The sequence below is a fragment of the Bradyrhizobium sp. UFLA05-109 genome (genome assembly GCF_054185165.1).
Genome location: NZ_JBBIAR010000032.1, coordinates 42,731 through 61,005 on the forward strand (window position 1 = coordinate 42,731; position 18,275 = coordinate 61,005).

Sequence of the window (18,275 nt, forward strand, 5' to 3'; positions counted from 1 at the left end):
CAACAAGACAAAAGAGGGGGAACGTCATGAGCAACAGTTCAGATATCCTGGTCGGGGCGACGGGACGAACCGACACAGCACCAATCACACCCGCGTACCGCAAGCTTGTCGTCGCGTCCTCGCTCGGATCGGTGATCGAGCACTACGATTTCTTCATCTACGCCTTCACCGCGCCCGTCGTGTTCGACCGCTTCTTCTTCCCGAAGATGGATTCGACGGCGAGCATGCTTGCGGTCTACGCAACATTCGCGGTCGGCTTCGTCGCCCGCCCGCTCGGCGGCATGGTGTTCGGCCATTACGGCGACCGGCTCGGCCGCAAGGCGATGCTGACGATCACCTTCGTGCTAATGGGCGTCGCGAGCTTTTTGATCGGCTGCCTGCCGAGCTACGACGCGATCGGGCTGTTTGCGCCGATCGCGCTGGTCGCCTTGCGCTTCGTGCAGGGCTTTGCCTTCGGCGGTGAATACATGAACGCAGTGTCGTTGACGCTGGAGAATGCGCCCTCGGCACGGCGCGGCTTCTTCGCCTCCTTTGTCAACGCCTCGGGTCCGATCGGCGTAATCCTGGCGTCCGGCTTCATTGCGCTGCTCGGCTTCGTCTCGACGCCGCAGGACTTTGCGCAATGGGTCTGGCGCGTCCCCTTCGTGCTTAGCCTCGTGCTGGTGGTGCTCGGCACCTACATTCGCCTCCAGGTGGACGAGTCAACGCTGTTCAGGGCGGTCGAGGCGACGGCCGCGCGGCCGAAGGCGCCGCTGCTCGACGTGCTGCGGTCATGGAAGAAGTCAGTCCTGTTCGGCTGTCTCGCCAACATGGTGCACAGCACGTTCCAGTACATGAGCACGGTGTTCGTGCTCGGCTATGCCGTGAAGACGCTCGGCATGGCGCAGTCCAACGTCACCTTCGGCACCATGGTCGCCAACGTGCTGGAGATGTGCATGGTGCCGCTGATCGCGAGCTTTTCGGACCGGTTCGGCCGGCGCCCGTTCATGGCGCTTGGCATCCTGCTCGCCGCGGCGTGGTACCCGATCTATTTCCAGCTCGTCGCGAGCAAGGATCCGACACTGCTCATCATGGGCCTCGTCGTCTCCATCGGCATCATCCACGCATTGATGTTCGCGCCTGAAGCTGCCTTCACGGCCGAACTGTTTCCGACCGAGGTCCGCGTCAGCGGCTCCTCGCTCGGCAAGCAGCTCGGCATCATCCTCGGCGGCGGCATTGCGCCACTGGTCGGCATCGCACTGATGGGAGGAGCAGTCGGCAGCTTCACCCCGGTGATCCTCTATTTCGAAGCAATCGCGGCGTGCGCCTTCATCGGCATTGTTCTGGCGCCGGAGAGTTCAAGACGCGCCCTGTAGCGCAAGCACGCTAATGACTTGCCCCCTTCACAAGGGGGCATCTGCTTTCCGAAAGCGGCCACACCGTCTCCCCCGGCGGAATCTTTCGCACGATCTCGAAATAATCCCAAGGATATCTCGACTCCAAGGGCTTCTTCACGCGGGCGAGATACATCGTGCGGGTGACGCGGCCGTCCTCCCGAAGCGTCGCATTCTCCGAGAAGACGTCATCGATCGGGATCTCGCGCATGGCAGCAGCGACCCGGTCGGCATCGTCGGTGCCCGCCTTGGCGATGGCCTTCAGATAGTGGTGCACGGCACCGTAGACGCCGGCATGCAGCATCGATGGCGGCATGCCTGTTTTCTCCATGAACTGCTTCGACCAGGCGCGGGTCGCATCGTTCAGGTCCCAATAGGACGCGGTCGTCAGGTACGTCCCCTGCGCCGCCTCCAGACCCAGCGTGTGCACGTCCTGCAGGAACAGGATCATGGCCGCGAGATTTTGGCCACCCTTCACGATCCCGTACTCGTTCGCCTGCTTCATCGCGTTGATGGTGTCGTTGCCGGCATTGGCCAGCCCGATGACCTTGGCGCCGGAGGATTGTGCCGTCAGCAGGAACGAGGAGAAGTCCGCGCTGTTGAGCGGGTGGCGAACGCTGCCCAGCACCTTGCCGCCGGCAGCGGCAATCACGTCGCTCGCGTCCTTCTGAAGCTGCTGGCCGAAGGCATAATCGGCGGACAGGAAGAACCAGGAGGTGCCGCCGGCCTTGACCACCGCCGACGCCGTGCCGTGCGAGACACCATAGGTGTCGTAGGTCCAGTGGACGCCGAACGGCGAGCATTGCTCGTTGGTCAGCGCGGTCGTGCCCGCGCCGGAATAGAGCACGATCCGCTTCTTTTCGCGGGCGATGCCCTGGATTGCGAGAGCGACGCCGGAATTCGGCACGTCGACGATCGCATCGACGCCTTCGACATCGAACCATTGCCGGGCGATCCCGGTGCCGATATCAGCCTTGTGCTGGTGATCCGCGGCAATGACCTGGACAGGCTTGCCGAGCACGGTACCGCCGATTTCGCGAACCGCCGTCTCGGCGGCGACCAACGAGCCCTTGCCAGTGATGTCGGCGGTGACACCAGCCATGTCGGTGAGGACGCCGATCTTGACGACGTCGCCGCTCACTTGTGCTTCCGCGGCGACCGGAAGCATCAGGGCCATCAGCGCGCCGCCGAGTAGAGTTGCTCTCATCTTTTTGGTCTCTCCCCTGTCTTGTGTTTGTTGTCGTCGCCTCAGCAGCCGATCGAATCCAGCCAGGCAAGGATCAGGGTGGCCAGCTCATCGCTGTTGTCCTCGAGCATCATCATGTGACCGTTGCCGGTGATGCCGCGATCCGGCAGCCACACATGTTCGGCGCCGAAATAATTGGCGGTAGCCTCATCGACCTCACGGGGATGGCGCGGATCGCATTCACCCGTGATGATCAGGATGCGATGGGCGCGGAGCTTCTCCGGTTCAAACAGTTTGAGCCCGCGTCCGCCGATGTTGAAACGTTCGTTCAAGAGGCGCGCGCTTTCCGGCACGATGGAAGCGAAATAGTCGTTGAAGGCGTTTGACGGGAAACGCTGCGTGTTGGCCCAGTAGGCGGCAGCAAACTCGGCGTTCAGCCGCACCGGCCGATCCTCCAGCGCATAGACCGGCCGCCCCGCCCTTGCATCGTCGCGGAGCGCCAGGATCGCAGCCGGATCGTCGGGCAGATCCCGCAGCAGGTTGGCAGGCGGCCCGGGCGCAATGCCGACGATCGTACTGACGAGATCGGGGCAGTGTTCCGTCATCCACCAGGCCATCGGACCGCTCGCCGAGTGCACGAGCAGCACGGCTGGACCAATTTCCTCGAGCAAAACGAGCAGCGATCTGGCGATGTCCTCAGTGCCAAGCGTCGGGAAATCCTCTCCCTGCGGGGAGCGGCCGTGGCCAGGCCAATCCGGCACGAACACGTGCCGGCCCTCATCCGCAAATCGCGGTGCCCAGCCGGGCCGCCGATCCGGGGTGGCGAGGTAACACGTCCCGGTATGCGCCGCGCCGTGCACCATGACGACCGGAGCCTTGCCCGGCAGCCCGTGCGGCGGCCGCACATGGTCGACGAAGATCGGATGCGCCTCGGTGCCCGAATAGAAGCACGGCGCTCCCTCCTCGATCGACCCCGCCGCGTACCTGCGTCGCGACGGCGAAATATGCCCTCGATCGTCCACAGCTAACGCGCTCCTCCGGTTCTTGTCGTATCCGGCGCGATGTTAAGGTGATATCGAGCCAGAACGCAATGAGAAAGTCACATATGAGACTATCCTGGAAAAGCCGAAATGGCGCTGCGGCGCGCAACCAGCCCGAACAGGGCGCGAGCGGCATGGCGTCCGTGCTCGGCGGCACCAAGATCAGGATCGCCTACAAGATGGGCTACGTCCTGAATTTCTACCGGGAGCCTTCGTTTCGGAAGATCGAGATGGACCTCGGCATCACCCGACCCGAGATCGTCACGCTCATCTTCCTCAATTATCGCGAGGGCGTGACCGCGAGCGAGATCTGCGAATTCTCCGGCCACCTCAAGGCCAATATCAGCCGCGGAATCATTTCGTTGGAGAAGAAGAAGCTGATACGTCGCGACATCGACACGACCGACAATCGCCGCCAGCAACTCTATTTGACGCCGGCCGGCCGCGCCCTCTACGCAAAGTACATCCCCGCCTTGCGCAAGCGCGAGCGCGCGATGCTCTCATGCCTGTCCGCCGCCGAACGCAAGCAGTTCGAGGGCCTGCTGGACAAGCTCGCAGAGCACGTCCCGCATTGGTCGGCGGTCGACGAATTGTGACCGGACGAATTGTGAGCGGACGAGATGACTCCGCGCGCCAGAGGCATAAATGGCAGCCGGGAAAGTCCGGCCGCGGTCTGCGATTTTGGATTGTCCAGGCTACTGGCGGATGCGACATTGGAGCACCGAAAGGGATATCTGAACTGTGACTACGATGGGTCTCACGGCGCTTGATCTCGGGCTTCGCGGCGCGGCAAGCGGCGTGTTTCTCCTGATGGTGCTCGTGCTGCTGCGGCTCCGCCCCTTCAACAAGCACGTGCTGCTTGGCATCGCGATGTCGGCGGGCGGCGCGGCCTTCGCGATCGCGACCGCACCGTTCATCCCGAAATCGTCGCTCTGGTGGACGTTGTCGATCCTGTCCGGGCAACCCGTCGTGATCTGGCTGTGGGCAAGGATCACGTTCGAAGACGATTTCGTCCCCCTGCTTCGGCACGGCGCATTGTGGCTTGTCATCGTCGGTTTCAGCTTTGCGGTCAGCCTCACCTGGACGAGCTATCCGACCTTCTCGCACCGCGGCGCCGATGCGCTGGCCGCCGTCGTCGTTCTGCTGATGCTGTCCGCCGCCGTCCATATGGTGAAGACATGGCGTGCCGATTTGGTCACCCAGCGGCGCCGGTTGCGCACCGCGGCACTCGTCATCAACCTCGTCTTCGTCGTCCTCATCGCCGCATCAGGCCTGCCCCCTCCGCCCGTCACCGGTGTCGGAATATCCGGCAGCCTTGCTACAGCGGCCGGCTTGTTCATGCTGGCAATGCTCGGGGGCTTCGGTCTGTTCAATGCCCAGATCACCGCGGCTCCGCGCGACGCGACCGCGGCAATCGCTTCGCCCAATGCTGATAGCGAAGTCGCCGCCGCCCCGAACGGGGGTGATCGCGCATCCATCGCCCCGGCGCTGCTGCGCCGTCTCGACAATCTGATGACCGTGGAGCGCGTATACCGGCAGGAAGGACTCTCGATCGGCCGGCTGGCGGCCATGCTCGATCTGCCGGAGTACCGGCTCCGCGAGGCGATCAACGAGGGGCTGGGCTATCGCAATTTCAACGTCTTTCTCAACAACTACCGGATCGAGGACGCCAAGGCGGCACTGTCCGATCAGAGCCAGCGCGATGTCCCGGTCCTGACCATCGCCATGGACGCCGGCTTCCAGTCGATCGGACCCTTCAACCGCGCCTTCAAGGCTGCAACGGGTATGACGCCGACCGAATTCCGGCGCGACGCTCTGGCCCGCGCGCAGGAAACCGAGGCGGAAAGCGGGACCAATCGCAAAATCGGCCAGTCCCGCCAAGGATTCGGCTAGCAGAATTGTGGATCGGGCAAGAGCAGATCTGCGCCGTCAGGCAGGCTCGCCTACGACGCTGTCCCTCCCATCCCCGAGGCCTTCATGTCCAGCCCGACCGCTCCCGCCGCGGAACGTCTCCACGCCCTCGACGCCGTCAGGGGTTTTGCGCTCCTGCTCGGCATCGTCCTGCACGCAACGCTCTCCTTCGTCCCGGCGCCGACACGGTTCTGGGTGATCCAGGACATCCAGCCCAGCACGACATTGGCGCTTCTGTTCTTCGTCATCCACGTGTTCCGGATGACGACGTTCTTCGTCATGGCCGGCTTTTTCGCCCATATGAGCTTCCATCGCCGCGGGCCGCTCGGCTTCGTGACCGACCGGCTCCAGCGGATTGGGCTGCCGCTCCTCGTCGGCTGGCCGATCATTTTCGCTGCGATGGTAGCCGTCACGATCTGGGCCAGCGACTTCCTGCATGGCGGACCGGTGTCGGGCAGTCCCTGGCCGCCGGCGCTACCAAAATTTCCCCTCGCCCATTTCTGGTTTCTCTACGTGCTGCTGGAACTCTATGCCGCCACGCTGCTCCTGCGCGGCGGCATCGTCCGGCTGGACCCGACCGGCCGGTTTCGCGCCGGCGTCGACCAGTTGATCGCCCACCTCATGGCAAGCCGGTTGGCGCCTCTGCTTCTCGCCGTGCCGATCGGCCTCGCCCTCAGTCTCGATCCGAAATGGATCGGCTGGTTCGGCGTCCGCACGCCGGATCAGTCTTTCCTGACCAACACGCAGGCGCTGATCGGATACGGCGTCGCGTTCGGCTTCGGTTGGCTGCTGCATCGCCAGGTCGATCTGCTCGGCATCTTGAGGACGCGCTGGCTTTCCAATCTGATCGCCGCCGTCATTCTGATCGCGATCAGCTTCCTGCTGACGCTTGTGCTGTCTTCCCCGGCCGCGCGGGCCTTGCCGGTCAACGTCGGAACGATCAGGCTCGCCAGCGCCATCTGTTACGCGCCTGCGATCTGGACGACGACCTTTGCCAGCATCGGGCTTGCGCTGCGGTTTCTGTCCGGCTTCAGCCCGGCGCGGCGCTATCTCGCCGATTCCTCCTATTGGCTCTATCTCATCCATATGCCGATCGTCATGGCGCTCCAGGTCGCAGTCTCCCAGCTCGATTGGGCCTGGCCGTTCAAATTCGCGGCCATTCTCCTGGTCGCCATTCCGGTGATGCTGGCGAGCTATCAATGGATGGTGCGTTACACCTTCATCGGCACGGTGCTGAACGGCCGCCGCTTGCGGCGTGAGACACCACTCGCAGTTGCCTCCACGAGCCCCGCTGCGCCGTGACGCCGCGAGCTCAGGGCTCCGGCTGAGCGCCGTCCGTCAGCGTCTTGAGGAAGGCGATGATGTCGGCTTCGTCCTGCGCCGTCATCGCCGGCGTATCGCCGAGGTGGCGGTCGAAGGGTGGATCGCTGACGTCGACATTGGCGTGATACTTCGCCGGCAGATCGTCGTATTTCTGCACCGTCCCATCGGCTCCGCGCGGAAACACTTTTTCCGGATTGGTGTCGCGGAAATTGTAGAAGTCCATCACCTCTTCGAGCGTGCGGAAGACGCCATTGTGGAAGAAGGCGCGGCGTATCGCCGTGTTGCGCAAGGTCGGCGTCAGGAACATGCTGCAATATTGCGTCTGCTCGGCGATATCGGTGCGATACGGGCCGCAGGCACCGAGATCGAAATGATCGGGGTCGCGGTTGCGCGCGAGCGCGGCATTGCGCGGCGCTCCGAGCGCTTCGTATTGATGGTCCGTGAACAGCGGCGGCAGACCATCGCGAGTCGGCGCCGAGGTGTGGCAGCCGGCGCAATTGGCCTTCTCAGGGTCGTTGAACAATTTGAGGCCGCGCAGCTCACTCTCGGAAAGCCGCGCCTTGCCCTCCAGCCAATAATCGTACTTGCTCGTATAGGGATGGAAGCTCGGCTCTTCCACCTGATAGCGCGCGACGGCGAACATTGCCTCTGCGACCAGCAGCCGCTGGTTTTCGAGCACGCCGGCACCGAACAGCTCGGTGAAACGCGGGACGTAAGCTGCGCGGCGCAACTTGTCCGCCACCACCTCGATGCTGCCGGCGTCCATCTCGTTGGGATCGAGCAGCGGACTGATCGCCTGCTGCTGGAGCGTGTCGGCGCGCCCGTCCCAGAACAGGCCGCCTTGCGGCACGATGTTCGCCGCCGAGCCGGCACCGCCGGCGACTTTCGTCGCGCGCGCGGCCTGCTGACCGAGCGCGGCCATCTGCGCGAGATCAATCACGTTGTCGTCGTCGCCCTTGTCGGGGCCGATGCTGAAATTCGGTTGTCGCTCGAGATAAGTCAGCGAGGGAACGGCACGCGCACCTTGCTGCGACATCGTCTGCCCGCCGAGCATCACCGGGCCGTCGTTCGGCGGACCGTAGGCGTGGTCCGGGCTGTGGCACGATGCGCAGGACAGCGCGCCGGACGAGGAGAGCGAGGCGTCGTAGAATATCTCGCGCCCAAGCTGCGCCATCGCAGTTAACGGCGCGACGGGCGGACGCATGAGGCGAACCGGATTCGGATTCGCACCCGGGCGTTCTTGCGTCTCCGCCGCAACGACGACGCCGGCCATGCAAAGCAGGCCGGCGCCGATGAGCCACACGATGCGGCTGTTCATACGGGGTCCGATAGTCTTAGTGATGATGGTGCTCGTCCGGCGGGCTGACCACGACCGTGCCGGAGGTCGGGTCGAGGAACAGCGCGTCGATCCTGAGATCGTGGCCATGGTCCCGATCGAAATCGAACAAGTCCATGATCGAACCAGCCGTTGCATCGAACGAGCCGCCGCCCAGGCGCTTGCCCTTCAGCCAGTTGTCTTCGATGAACCGCACCACCGAAGCCTGCGAGATGGCGGTGTGGCTGACGAAGTTGGTCTTGGCGTAGGGCGAGATCACGATGAAGGGCACGCGGGTGGCGGGACCGCAACGGCCGTTCACCGGCTTGCCGCCGACGCCGTTCTGCTGAGGCTGCTTGGCGGCGCCGAGGCCGCACTGGCCGGGACCGTTGAGCTGATCGGCAGTCGAGTCGTAGGAGGCGCTGGTCGGCGTGGCGTAAGCGTGGTCGTACCAGCCGTCGGAGTCGTCATAGGTGATGATGACAGCGGTCTCGCGCCACTCCGGCTGCTTCTGGAGGAAGTTGATCAGGTCAACAGTTCCCTGCTGCTCGTCGAGGGGATCGGAATAGCCGGCATGGCCATCCTGATAAGCAGGCAGTTTGACGTAGGACACCGCCGGGAGATTGCCCGCCTTCACCGCCGCGTAGAAATCTTCGAGATCGTAGCCGTGATTGGCGGGATCGAGGGTCTTGCCATCCTTCTCATAGGTGTGGCCGATCGCATGGACCGAGCTCGGCCGCAAATGGTTCGGATTGGCGGTCGACTTGTAGAACTGGAACCAGGCGTGGTGCGGAACATAGTCGGCCTTGGTAGCGCCGACGACGGTCGAGAACGAGCTGCGTGCGCAACCGGTGGTACCGTTCGAGTTGGTAACGGAAAGATCGAATCCGCCCATGAACGAGCCCCAGCTAATGCCGGAATCGTTGAGCAGGTCGCCGATGTTCTTGCCGCTCATCGTGACCTGCGTCGTATAGCCCGGGGTGCTGCAAGGGTCATAGGCAGGACCAGGGTCGCCGATCACCGTGAGGCCTCCTTGGCCGTCCGGGATGATTTGCGTCGCTGCATTGCCGAGCACCGCCACTGCGCCATTGGTCTGGCCCGAAATCACGTTCAGCGCGCCGACCGTCGACGGACCATAGGTGTCGGTATAGGCATTGTCGTTCATCGAGAAGTGCTGCGCGTAGTTCCAGAACGCCGTGACGGTGTTGCCGTCGAAATAGCCCATCACCTGGCCGGTGGTGCCGAAAGCGCCGACGCCGCCAGCTGTGCCGCGCCCGGTATATTTCGGAAACAGATCGGCCTTGCCGTTGTCATAGGCCTGCTGTTCCGGCGTGTAGGCGTGGTTCTGCGACTGCGTGTTGGCCTGGGTGCGGTCAAGACGGAAAGGATTCGTCGCGCCGGCGCCGTTGGCCGTGTTGGTGTAGTTCGGATTGTTGGTCAGCAAATTGGCGTTGGCGAGGTTGTTCACCTTCGGCGTATGCGGCTTTGCAACGAAGGGAATCGCGCCCGACGGATTGGTCGCATTCGGATACGTTGCGAAATAATTGTCGAAAGAGCGGTTCTCGTTGAAGATGACCACGAGATGCTTGATCGGCGTCTCGGTGTGGTGATGGCGATGATCGCGGTCGAAGTCGTCCTGACCGAATACCGGCGAGCCGCACACGACCGCCGTCGCGACCGCGAGAATCGCGGTCGTGCCGAGAAGTTTGTTTTTCATTCTATTGCCCCAAGATCAAAAAATATGACATCGACGCGCGGCAAACTAGCCGCCGTGAATGACAGGTCTGTGTCGGTTTGACGCAGTTCGCGGCATGTCCCATCGCGAGGCTGCGTCTTTTTTGGGCGGCGAGTTCAGCCGAGATCTTCGGCGCGCTCGTTTCGACGAAAGAACGACCTACTCCGTGCGGATCGGTGCGTCCTTCAAGCCGTTGACATCGAAGGCCTTGCGCAAGGTGCCATTGGCGAGCGCATCGGTCATGAACTTGGTGACGAATGCCAGCGCCTGCGAATGGCCGAGCGGCACCGCGACCGCAGTGACCGTCTTCTTGAAGGTCTCGTCCAGCACCCGCGTGCCGGGAATTTTTTGCGCCATCTTGTTGAGCTGGTCGCGCGACAGCGCAAAGGCGTCGATCTCGCCGTTCTTCAGGAGTTCGAAGATCTCGTCATAGGTCTGATAGCCCGTCACCTTCGCGTGCTTCAGATGCGCGACCGCGCCGCGCATCGTGGTCGTGGCGTTGACGGCAGCGACCTTCACGTCGGGCTGATCGAGCATCGCGAAGCTGGTGATGCCCGATCCTGGCTTGATGATATAGGTCGCATCCGCGACCTCGTAGATCGGGCCGAACGCCATCCTGGTCTCGCGCTCGGGATCCTTCGGCAGGAACGTGACGTCCCAGCTCCCCTTCGCAGCCGCGTCGGTGATCTGTCCGGAATTGTTGTGCACCACATATTCGACTGCTACGCCAAGCTCGGCCGCCATCGCCTTGCCGAGGTCGACGGGCACGCCGGCGAAGCCTGCTTCGGTCCTGGTCGACCAGAACGCGCCGCCCGCCGGGCTGATAGCGATGGCGACGCGCAATTTGCCCGTCGGCGCAATCTCGGCCTTGAGATCCTCCGCCATCACCGGCATGGCCATTATCGCGGCGAGCGCGAGGCCAGCGCAGGCCGGCCAGATCGAAATCGGCATGTCGTCAGTCTCCCCATCGGCTCGTCCATCATCCGCAGCCCGTCGAAATTGTGGTCGATCATGCGCCCGGTGAAAAGCGGATTTGGCAGAATTACAGACAAAACTGTCACATGTCGCGCCTCGCTTCGCAGTGCAAGACCATCGCGCCGTCACGGCTATGGTGTTCCACGGCTCCCCGTTTGTTGCTATCAAATCGCGGAGGCGACCTGCCGCAGGCCAACAACAGACGGGGAACACCGCAATGACGCGCGCGAATCTCGCTTGTCCCGCACGGCACGATCAACGGTCCGGACCGATCGGGCGGCTCCTCGCTGCGATGACGACCCTCCTTGCGCTTGGCGGCTGCGATCAGAAGAACGTCTACGCGCCGCCGCCGCCGCCCAAGGTGGATGTCGCAGTGCCCGTGCAGCGCGCGGTGACTCGCTATGTCGAGGCCACCGGCAACACCGCGCCGATCAAGAGCGTCGACCTCGTCGCACGCGTGCAGGGCTTCTTGCAGACGATCGACTACCAGGACGGCACCTTCGTCAAGGAAGGCACACAGCTCTTCACGATCGAGCCCGAGACCTACAAGCTCAAGCTCGAGCAGGCGCAGGCGGCGGAAGTCGGCGCGCAGGCTACGGTCAAGCAGGCAGAAGCCGATTTCAAGCGGCAGACCGAGCTCGTGCAGCGGCAGGCGGTGTCGCAGTCGACGCTGGATACCTCCACTTCCACCCGCGACAATGCCCAGGCCAGCCTGCAGCAGGCCCAGGCCAATACGCGTCTCGCGGCGATTAACTATGGCTACACCAAGGTCAGCGCACCGTTCGACGGCATCGTCACCGCGCACCTGGTCTCGGTCGGCGAGCTCGTCGGCGTCTCTTCCCCGACGCAGCTCGCGACCATCGTGGCGCTGGACCCGATCTGGGTGAACTTCACGGTCAACGAGCAGGACGTCCTGCGTATTCGCGCCGAGGCGCTGCGGCGTGGACTGACCGTCGCCGACCTCAAGCAGTTGCCGGTCGAGGTTGGGCTGCAGACGGAGACGGGCTATCCGCATGAGGGCCACCTCGACTATGTCTCGCCCACTCTCAATTCGTCGACCGGCACGCTCGCCGTGCGGGGCCTCGTTCCCAATGACAAGCGGGTGTTGCTGCCCGGCTACTTCGTCCGAGTCCGGGTGCCCTTCGAACAGGACAAGAATGCGCTCCTTGTTCCTGACACCGCGCTCGGCAGCGATCAGGGCGGCCGTTATCTCCTGGTGGTCAACAAGGAGAACACGGTCGAGCAGCGCAAGGTGCAGATCGGCGCCCTGGACAATGGTCTGCGCGTGATCGAAAGCGGCCTGCAGCCGGACGACCGTATCGTGATCGCTGGGCTGCTGCGGGTCATCCCGGGCCAGAAGATCGATCCCCAATTAACGAAGATCGAGCAACCACAGGCGTCTGCCAAGTAGGAGCAGTCGGCCATGATCTCAAAATTCTTCATCGAGCGGCCGGTCCTCTCGAACGTCATCGCGCTCCTGATGATCCTGATCGGCGGCGTCGCGCTGTTCAATCTCGCGATCGCCCAATATCCCGACGTGGTGCCGCCCACCGTTCAGGTCACCACCCGCTACCCCGGCGCCAGCGCCAAGACGGTGATCGACACGGTCGCGCTGCCGATCGAACAACAGGTCAACGGTGTCGAGGACATGCTCTACATGCAGTCCTACAGCGGCTCCGACGGCACCTACACGTTGACCGTGACCTTCAAGATCGGCACCGACCTCAACTTTGCGCAGGTGCTGGTGCAGAACCGCGTCTCCAGCGCGCTCGCACAACTGCCGCAGTCCGTTCAGAACCAGGGCGTCACCGTTCAGAAGCGGTCGACCGCGATTCTGCTGTTCGTGACGCTCACGTCGCCGGATTCCCGATTCGACAGCCTGTATTTGAGCAACTACGCCACCATCAATATCCGCGACGAGCTGTCCCGCCTGCCAGGCGTCGGCAACGTCACGGTGTTCGGCGCCGGCCAGTATTCGATGCGGGTATGGCTCGATCCCAACAAGCTGCTGGCCCGCGATCTGGTGCCGCAGGACGTCATCAATGCGATCCAGCAGCAGAGCCAGCAGGTCTCGGCCGGCCAGGTCGGCGCCCCCCCGACGCCGCCGGGTCAGGCGTTCCAGTACACACTCAACGTCAGCGGCCGGCTCGACGACACCACCCAGTTCGAGAACATCATCGTCAAGACCGGCACCAGCGGCGATGTCACGCGCGTGCGCGACGTCGGCTGGGTCGAGCTGGGCGCGCAGACCTACAGCCAGATCTTCTCGCTCAACAAGCAGCCCGCCACCGGCATCGGCGTATTCCAATCGCCCGGCGCCAATGCGCTGCAGGTCGAGCAGGCCGTCGAAAAGAAGATGGCGGAACTCGCCAAGCGATTTCCGGAAGGCATCAAATACGACACACCGTTCGACACCACCAAATTCGTGCAGGCTTCCGTGCATGAGGTCTACATGACCCTGATCGAGGCCGGTCTGCTCGTGCTGGTCGTGATCCTGGTGTTCCTGCAGGACTGGCGCGCGATGCTGGTGCCGGCGACGACCGTGCCGGTGACCATCATCGGCGCCTTCGCCGCGATGGCTGCGCTCGGCTTCACCATCAACATGTCGACGCTGTTTGCGATCGTGCTCGCGATCGGCATCGTCGTCGACGACGCGATCGTCGTGGTGGAAGGCGCCGCCCACAACATCGAGCAGGGCATGAACGGTCACGATGCCGCGATCCGGGCGATGGACCAGCTGTTCGCGCCGATCGTCGGCATCACCTTGGTGCTGATCTCGGTGTTCCTTCCGGCGTCCTTCCTCGCTGGGCTCACGGGTCGCATCTATTCACAATTTGCACTGGTGATCGCCGCGACCGCGCTCCTGAGCGCCATCAACGCGGCGACGCTGAAACCGACGCAGTGCGCACTATGGCTACGGCCAACGGTGCCGCCCGAGCAGCGCAACTTCTTCTACCGCGGCTTCAACGCCATCTATAACCGCGTCGAGCGGGGCTATATCCGGCTGATCGGCGCGCTGGTCAGGAACAGCACCATCTCGGTCGCGGTTGCGCTGATTCTGATCGGCATCGGCGGCTACGGCCTGTCGCGCGTGCCGACCGGCTTCCTGCCGATCGAGGACCAGGGCTATCTGATCGCTGCTGTGCAGCTTCCCGATGGCGCATCGCTCGAGCGGACCCAGAAGGTGCTCGACAAAGCGAGCGCGCTCATCACGGACACGCCGGGCGTTCAGCAGGTCATCACCATTGCCGGCATCTCCGCGCTCGATAACAGCGCGAGCCTCGCCAACGCGGGCGTCGCCTACATCATCCTGAAGGACTGGGACGCGCGGGGCAAAGGCGAGGATCTGCGCTCGCTGGTGTTTGGCCTGAACGACAAGCTCGCGACCGTCATGGAGGCGCGCACGCTGGTGCTGCCGCCGCCGCCCATCCAGGGCATCGGCAACGCGGCCGGCTTCTCGATGCAGGTCGAGCTGCGCGACGGCAATAGCGACTTTGCAAAACTCCAGGCCATCACCGGCGCGATGGTATCTAACGCCCAGAGCCAGAGCGCGCTCCAGCGCGTCTCGTCCTCGTTCCGCTCGGCGGTGCCGCAATTCAACGTCGAGATCGACCGCATCAAGACCCAGACCCTGCACGTGACGACGGACCAGGTGTTCTCGGCGCTGTCGACCTATCTCGGCTCGTCCTACGTCAACCAGTTCAACAAGTTCGGCCGCGTGTTCCAGGTCTATACACAGGCCGACCCGGCGTTCCGCGTCACCGAGCGCGACATCGCCAACATGCAGGTGCGCAACTCGAACGGCGACATGATCCCGATCGGCACCGTCGCCACGATCACGCCGGCCACGGGCCCGTCGCTGATCAGCCTCTACAATCTCTATCCCTCCTCGACCATCGTCGGCCTGCCGGCGCAGGGCTATTCCTCCGGCGAATCCCTGCAGCTCATGGAGGAGATCGCTGACAAGACGCTGCCGCCCGGCACCGGCTTCGAATGGACCGCGATGTCCTATCAGGAGAAGGCCGTCTCCAACCAGATCTACTGGGTATTCGGCCTTGCCATGCTGCTGGTCTATCTCGTGCTCTGCGGCCAGTATGAAAGCTGGTACGCGCCGATCTCGGTGATCCTTGCCGTGCCTCTGTCGCTGATCGGGCCGATGCTGGTGCTCAATGGCCTCAAGATCGACAACAACCTCTATTGCCAGATCGGTCTGATCCTCCTGATCGCGCTGTCGGCGAAGAACGCGATCCTGATCGTCGAGGTCGGTCTGGAGCTGCACGTCCGCGACGGCAAGCCGCTCGTGGAGTCCGCAATCGAGGCGGCGCGCGCCCGCTTCCGGCCGATCCTGATGACGTCGTTCGCCTTCATCCTCGGCGTCGTGCCGCTGGTGCTCGCAACCGGTGCCGGCGCCAGCGCCCGCAAGTCGATCGGCATCACGGTGTTTTCGGGCATGCTGGCCTCGACCTGCCTCGCGGTACTGTTCGTACCCGCCTTCTTCGTGGTGGTGCAACGCTTCGAGAACTGGCGTGGGTCGAAGAAGAAAGCGCCGGTGGCGCAGCCGGTCGCGGAGGCGAAATCCTAGCGTTCTCCTCTCCCATCGGGGAGAGAAACAAAAAGTCGAAAACAACCCCATGCAAAGTAGCCGATGACGCCGGCACGGCAACTTCGTATTTTACGAAACAATTTGACACGTCGGGCAAATCAGGTGCATGATGTCATCATGGCAGCACGTGAGGGACGACCCAGCCGGACCCGCTGCTGGCTCTCGCGACTAGCAGGCGGCTCTCGGACGAAGATGGTGATGTCCGGTGTTGTGCATGGCCGACGAGAGAGCGGAAGTCGCGCTCGGTGCGGCGTCCACTTTGCCGCCGGCTGTCGCTTCGGCGATGCCGCCAGTTCCGCAGACAAAGAAGCTGCATCCGTTCGAGGCGCAACTGTTGAACTCAACAAGGTTCGAAAATCTTGGCCCCGGGTATGCTCGCCGGGCGTACGTAACCACCAACTCTCGATCCTGAGTCTCCGGGAACGGCGTTCGGATCTGGCACGCCCCCACGATCAGTGTGCACCGCGCGTGTAGAGCGGCGATGCTTGTGACACACGACCCAACTCGGACATGAGCCATGTGCTTCCCACAAATAGATAAACATGGCTGACCAGTCGACGCCGGCGCGGCATGTTATCCTGGTGTTGAGTGCGAAGGGGCGACCGGATAATTTCTTCTCATTGGTATTTGAACCCACTATTCGAACCTCCATTTAAGGCGCCCCGGTCATTTAAGAATCTCCGGTCATCGACGAGGGAGGGTCAACATGACCAAGAGCACGATCTCGGAGAGCATGCCGACGATAGCGCTGCACGATCAGGGCGTGCCCGACACGCCGCTTGCGAAAAAACCGCTCGTCCCGAAACCGGGCGCAGCGAGCAAGGGCCGGAACCTGCGCGCGCGGCTCCCTTTCGATCGCGTCGTTCTGCTGCTGCAGGGGGGCGGCGCGCTCGGCGCCTACCAGGCGGGCGTCTATCAGGCCTTGGCCGAGACCGGACTTCATCCCGACTGGGTCGTCGGCATTTCGATCGGCGCCATCAACGCCGCCATCATCGCCGGCAATGCGCCCGAGAGACGCGTCGACAGGCTGCGCGAATTCTGGGAGGAAATCACTGCCTCTGCCATGGGATTCGACGCCGACGTCGTCGGTCTTTTTGAACGAGGCGAGGCTGCGCGCGCTCTCGCCAATCAGGTGAGCGCGGCCACGGTTGCCTGCGCGGGAACGCCGGGATTCTTCAGGCCGCGACTCCCTAATCCGTGGCTTCATCCGCCCGGTACGATCGAGGCGACGAGCTACTATGACACGCGGCCGCTGAAAGCCACGCTCGAGCGCTTCGTCGACTTCGACCTCGTAAACTCCGACAATTGTGACACGCGTCTCAGCCTCGGCGCGGTGAATGTGCGAAGCGGCAACCTGGTTTACTTCGACCCCGGGACGCAGGTGATCGTACCCGAGCATGTGATGGCCAGCGGCGCGCTGCCGCCCGGCTTCCCTGCCATCGAGATCGAGGGCGAGCACTATTGGGATGGTGGCCTCGTCTCGAACACGCCGCTCCAGTGGCTTGTGACGAACACGCGCGTGACGGGCCAGCGGATGCCTGACGCTCTCGTGTTTCAGGTCGATCTGTGGAGCGCACGCGGCGAGTTCCCGCGCAACCTCGCGGAAGTCGCGACCCGTCAGAAGGAGATCCAATACTCGAGCCGCACCCGCGCCTTCACGAATTTCCTCAAGCTGCTGCACAGGGTGGAATCTTCCGTCGCCACGCTCCTTGACCAGCTGCCGGACGAGTTCAAGCGAAGCGATGAAGCCAAGTTCCTGGCCTCGAGCTCGCAACGCCGTGCTTACAACCTCGTGCACCTCATCTATCGACCGAGGGGCTACGAAGGCGACTCGAAAGACTATGAGTTCTCCCGGATGTCCATGGCGGAGCATTGGCGTTCCGGCTACCACGACGCCATGCGCACGCTGCGCCATCCCGAGGTACTCGAGCGCGCCGGCAATGGCCACGAGTTGACCATCTTCGACTTTAGCGGTGATCGCGATTGAGCCGCGGGCCGCGAGACGCGGCGCCCCTTCGACACACATACATCAGGAGATTCAGCGATGAGAGAAAACGACATTCGCGAGCGAGCATTTGCGATGCCATTGACGAGCCCGGCCTATCCGCCGGGGCCCTATCGCTTCGTCAATCGCGAGTATCTGATCATTACCTACCGAACCGATCCGGAGAAGCTGCGCGCACTGGTGCCGGAGCCACTTGTGTCGGACGGCGACATAGTCAAATACGAGTTCATCCGCATGCCGGATTCGACCGGCTTCGGCGACTACACCGAGACGGGCCAGGTCATTCCGGTCACGTTCCGCGGCCGCCAGGGCGGCTATTCGCACTGCATGTTCCTCAACGACGAGGGGCCGATCGCCGGCGGCCGCGAGCTCTGGGGCTTCCCCAAGAAGCTCGCCGATCCTACGCTACACATCGAGATCGACGCGCTTGTCGGCACGCTCGACTACGGCCCGGTGCGCATCGCCACCGGCTCAATGGGCTACAAGCACAAGACTTCGGATTTGGCGGCGGTGAAGGCATCGCTCGCGGCGCCGAACTTCCTCCTCAAGATCATTCCGCATGTCGACGGCACACCGCGCATCTGCGAGCTCGTCGAGTACTATCTCGAGGACATTACCGTCAAAGGCGCCTGGACCGGCCCGGCCGCGCTCGACCTCCACGCGCATGCGCTGGCACCGGTGGCCGAACTGCCAGTGCTCGAGGTCTTGTCGGGCGTCCACGTTATCGCCGATCTGACCCTCGGCCTGGGCAAGGTCGTGCACGACTACTTGCGCTGAAAGGCGAAGGCTGGCTCATGCAGCCCGCGCGC

General features: G+C 63.4%; 13 protein-coding genes. 8 read left to right on the forward strand and 5 right to left on the reverse strand.

What is annotated here, in order from left to right:
• The first annotated feature begins 26 nt into the window (after nt 1-26).
• Nucleotides 27-1,355, forward strand: coding sequence for an MFS transporter (locus tag Q3C01_RS23375; RefSeq protein ID WP_458147655.1), 1,329 nt, complete (start codon nt 27-29; stop codon nt 1,353-1,355).
• Between the two features lie 10 nt (nt 1,356-1,365).
• Here Q3C01_RS23375 and Q3C01_RS23380 read toward each other — a convergent pair whose 3' ends face one another.
• Complete coding sequence (locus tag Q3C01_RS23380; protein WP_458147656.1) at nt 1,366-2,580, reverse strand: ABC transporter substrate-binding protein; 1,215 nt, start codon at nt 2,578-2,580, stop codon at nt 1,366-1,368.
• A 41-nt stretch (nt 2,581-2,621) separates the two neighbouring features.
• Nucleotides 2,622-3,581 (reverse strand): alpha/beta fold hydrolase, encoded by a 960-nt coding sequence (locus Q3C01_RS23385; protein ID WP_458147657.1) that lies wholly within the window; start codon nt 3,579-3,581, stop codon nt 2,622-2,624.
• 83 nt (nt 3,582-3,664) lie between these two features.
• On the opposite strand from Q3C01_RS23385, the gene Q3C01_RS23390 reads away from it, so the two are divergent.
• The 3 genes from Q3C01_RS23390 (at nt 3,665) to Q3C01_RS23400 (ending at nt 6,812) form a co-directional block, all read left to right on the forward strand.
• Nucleotides 3,665-4,195 carry a MarR family winged helix-turn-helix transcriptional regulator gene (locus Q3C01_RS23390; protein ID WP_458147658.1) on the forward strand — a complete coding sequence of 177 codons (531 nt, stop codon included), beginning with the start codon at nt 3,665-3,667 and terminating at the stop codon, nt 4,193-4,195.
• 154 nt (nt 4,196-4,349) lie between these two features.
• Entirely contained in the window at nt 4,350-5,492 is a 1,143-nt protein-coding gene (locus Q3C01_RS23395; RefSeq protein WP_458147700.1) for a helix-turn-helix domain-containing protein, read from the forward strand.
• Between the two features lie 84 nt (nt 5,493-5,576).
• Entirely contained in the window at nt 5,577-6,812 is a 1,236-nt protein-coding gene (locus Q3C01_RS23400) for an acyltransferase family protein (protein WP_458147659.1), read from the forward strand.
• A 10-nt stretch (nt 6,813-6,822) separates the two neighbouring features.
• On the opposite strand, the gene Q3C01_RS23405 is transcribed toward Q3C01_RS23400, so the two are convergent.
• The 3 genes from Q3C01_RS23405 to Q3C01_RS23415 all read right to left on the reverse strand — a co-directional run bounded on the left by Q3C01_RS23405 (nt 6,823) and on the right by Q3C01_RS23415 (nt 10,834).
• Nucleotides 6,823-8,151 carry a cytochrome-c peroxidase gene (locus Q3C01_RS23405; RefSeq protein ID WP_458147660.1) on the reverse strand — a complete coding sequence of 443 codons (1,329 nt, stop codon included), beginning with the start codon at nt 8,149-8,151 and terminating at the stop codon, nt 6,823-6,825.
• Nucleotides 8,152-8,167: 16 nt separating this feature from the next.
• Nucleotides 8,168-9,865 carry a phospholipase C gene (locus Q3C01_RS23410; RefSeq protein ID WP_458147661.1) on the reverse strand — a complete coding sequence of 566 codons (1,698 nt, stop codon included), beginning with the start codon at nt 9,863-9,865 and terminating at the stop codon, nt 8,168-8,170.
• A 177-nt stretch (nt 9,866-10,042) separates the two neighbouring features.
• Nucleotides 10,043-10,834, reverse strand: a complete 792-nt coding sequence (locus Q3C01_RS23415; RefSeq protein ID WP_458147662.1) for a transporter substrate-binding domain-containing protein — start codon at nt 10,832-10,834, stop codon at nt 10,043-10,045.
• A gap of 241 nt (nt 10,835-11,075) precedes the next feature.
• Between Q3C01_RS23415 and Q3C01_RS23420 the strand changes: the two genes are divergently transcribed.
• The 4 genes from Q3C01_RS23420 (at nt 11,076) to Q3C01_RS23435 (ending at nt 18,243) form a co-directional block, all read left to right on the forward strand.
• Nucleotides 11,076-12,269 carry an efflux RND transporter periplasmic adaptor subunit gene (locus Q3C01_RS23420; RefSeq protein WP_458147663.1) on the forward strand — a complete coding sequence of 398 codons (1,194 nt, stop codon included), beginning with the start codon at nt 11,076-11,078 and terminating at the stop codon, nt 12,267-12,269.
• A gap of 12 nt (nt 12,270-12,281) precedes the next feature.
• Complete coding sequence (locus Q3C01_RS23425) at nt 12,282-15,440, forward strand: efflux RND transporter permease subunit (protein WP_458147664.1); 3,159 nt, start codon at nt 12,282-12,284, stop codon at nt 15,438-15,440.
• Nucleotides 15,441-16,167: 727 nt separating this feature from the next.
• Nucleotides 16,168-17,448: a patatin-like phospholipase family protein gene (locus Q3C01_RS23430; protein WP_458147665.1), complete on the forward strand. Its 1,281-nt coding sequence runs from the start codon at nt 16,168-16,170 to the stop codon at nt 17,446-17,448.
• A gap of 57 nt (nt 17,449-17,505) precedes the next feature.
• On the forward strand, nt 17,506-18,243 hold the full coding sequence (locus tag Q3C01_RS23435; protein WP_458147666.1) for an acetoacetate decarboxylase: 738 nt from the start codon (nt 17,506-17,508) through the stop codon (nt 18,241-18,243).
• The last annotated feature ends 32 nt before the right edge of the window (nt 18,244-18,275 follow it).